Annotated in this window: 2 protein-coding genes; both read right to left on the bottom strand. The window is 45.2% G+C overall.

Features of this window, described 5'->3' with window-relative positions:
- A partial coding sequence (locus IJN28_07375; protein MBQ6713587.1) for an ABC transporter ATP-binding protein occupies nucleotides 1–971 on the bottom strand: 971 nt, incomplete at its 3' end.
- Complete coding sequence (locus tag IJN28_07370) at nucleotides 961–2703, bottom strand: ABC transporter ATP-binding protein (protein MBQ6713586.1); 1743 nt, start codon at nucleotides 2701–2703, stop codon at nucleotides 961–963. The genes IJN28_07370 and IJN28_07375, both read right to left, overlap by 11 nt.
- Nucleotides 2704–2741: the final 38 nt, after the last annotated feature.

The raw sequence follows: 2741 nt of genomic DNA, 5'->3' as shown, positions 1-2741 counted from the left end.
AATAAATGATAGATACGTTCTGCCGCCGCCAATGCAGACTGCAGGAGATTGTATTTTTCCGCAAGGTCTTTGATCGGAAAGAACAATTTTTCCGTATAACGGATAAAAGCAACGATAACACCGATCTCCAGTCCGCCTGCCATCGTCACCATCTCACTCATCACGAGAACCGACACGATAGCAAGGATAGCGAACAAGTCAATCATCGGACGGAACAGAACAGTCACCTTGATCTCTCGCACACCTGCGTCCAGATAATCCCGACTGACTGCTTGGAACTCATCTTCACTTTGCTTTAGTCGCGAAAATGCTTTTACGATAGTAATTCCCTGCAGGCTTTCCTGCAGATATATATTTACTTGTGCATTTTTCTCGCGAAGTACACGATACACACTGCGGCTATATTGTTTATACCATTCAATGCCCCACAATATGATCGGCATCATGATTAAGACAAATATAGCCAACTGCCAATTCATAACGAGCATCGCGATCAAGATACCGACTACGATCAATACATCACAGATCGACGCGACCAAAACACCTGTATACAGTTCTTTGACAGCTTCTGTATCGTTCGTCACATTCGTCAGCATCGCACCGACCGACTTTCTTTGCAGACTATCATACGGCTCTGACAAGATACGCTTCAATACACGCTCGCGCATTTGATGAATGATCTTCTGCCCAACGTGCTGCAGCACCATCGTCTGCGCATAGATAACAATACCACTTCCGATAAGCGAAGCAAAATATATGCCGATGATATGGTAGAGGCTCATCATATCACCCTGCATAACAGCATCGTCGATCGCGACCTTGAGCAAGTACGGACGAAGAAGGTCAAGCAAGGTTGCAGTCAGCATCAATACGCCTGCAAGAAGGAAAAGATATCGTGACGGCTTGGCAAATCGCATCAAGAGGCGACCTACGTTCCCGATATTAAGCGCAGCACTTCTGTTATTTGTCATTGCACTCGCCTCCTTCCTTCATCGACTGACGAGTATGGAGGTGATAGTAAAGACCTTTTTGCGCCAAGAGCGACTCATGCGATCCTCGCTCAACGATCTCTCCATTTTCCATTACCAAGATCAAATCAGCTTTTTCTACAGCGACAATTCTCTGCGACACAAGCAGTACCGTGCGCCCTGCCGTGATCTCTTGCATACGGGAAAGTATCATTTTTTGCGTCTGATAATCAAGTGCCGAAAACACATCATCCAAGAGTAATATCCTCGGCTGTTTGATCAACGCACGCGCAAGCGCAACACGCTGTTTCTGTCCGCCAGACAAACGATGTCCTTTTTCGCCGAGAAGCGTATCAAGACCATCTTCTTTCTCAGCTATACAAGAATCAAGCGTTGTCATGCGAAGGATATCTCCGATCTTATCCTGCGCACCACTCTGCGCAAAATCAATATTATCGCGGATCGACCGCGAGAACAGCATACTGTCTTGCGGAACATAGCCTATCATCTGACGAAGCTGATGCGTATCGAGTACTGTAATATCATCTCCGCCTATAGAGATCGTACCGCGTTCGACCGGATACAATTTCAATAGCAATCTCAAAAGCGTTGACTTGCCTGATCCCGTCATACCGACGATGCCGACGAAACCGCCCGCCTCTACCGAAAACGAAATATCTTTCAGACAATCTTCTTCCCCTTTCGGATAACGAAAAGATAAGTTTCTCACTTCGAGTGCCGTTCCTTGTACATCTCTGCCTACAAAAATATCTGCTTCATCTTGCGGTTCTGCCAAAAAATCAAGAATCCGATCCATCGATGCAGCACCGCGCTGAACCATATTGATAAGGAACCCAAGACCACTGATCGGCATGATGAGCATACCCAAATATCCGATAAATGCAGTAAATTCACCGATCGTCATATCCCCTGCCATGATATACTGCCCACCGTAATACAACGCGACCAGATATCCTATAAGAGGCAGAAGTTGTGTAATTGGTACAAAGAACGACTGCACTTTAGCAAGTGCCATATTTTTCTCATATGCCTCGTAGCTGACTTTTGAAAACCGCTCAAACGAACTGTCCTCTATCGCAAATGCCTTAATAACACGATTACCACTGAGCATTTCTTGTACCATCGAAGTAAGATCACTATACTGTGCTTGAACGGCTTGAAATCGCGTATGTATCATTCGACTACGGAGAGTGACGAACACCAGCATAACAGCCAGCGGAACCATTGAAAGCATTGTCAAAAACACATCGAGCATCTCAGCCATCATATAAAATGAAATAGCACCGACCAGTATGACATCCAGAAAGATGATAAGTCCGACACCGAGCGCATTGCGCACCGCCAAAATATCATTGCTGATGAGCGCAAGCACCTTTCCCGGCCCATGTTCTTCAAAATAGGCGAGCGGGCACCGAAGCGCATGAACATATATCTTTTCCCGAAGATAAAAATCAAGCCTGCGAATCCCGATCAAAACAAAACTACGATATCCATACCGCGTGATTGCCATACCAACTCCTACCATCAAAAGATATCCGAGACTATGCCATAACGACCGTTCGGACATGACCTCATCGACTGCTACACCGATAAGACGCGGAAGCTGTGTCTGCAAAAGATCAGAAACGATCAAAAACAGTATGCCACCAACAAAGATTGGATATTGTACTTTAAAAAACGGTTTTAATAACTGCCAATATTGAATAATCTGCATACGTTCCTCCTAAACAACACTTTTATTATACCGTTTTT

The sequence above is a fragment of the Selenomonadales bacterium genome (assembly GCA_017442105.1).
Taxonomy (GTDB): Bacteria; Bacillota; Negativicutes; order RGIG982; family RGIG982; genus RGIG982.
The sequence above is the reverse complement of the archived record's forward strand: the minus strand, read 5'-3'. Positions and strand labels throughout refer to the sequence as shown.

Coding starts and splice junctions, on each gene's coding strand:
- IJN28_07370 (MBQ6713586.1), bottom strand. CDS start 2,703: ATGCAGATTATTCAATATTGGCAGTTATTAAAACCGTTTTTTAAAGTA.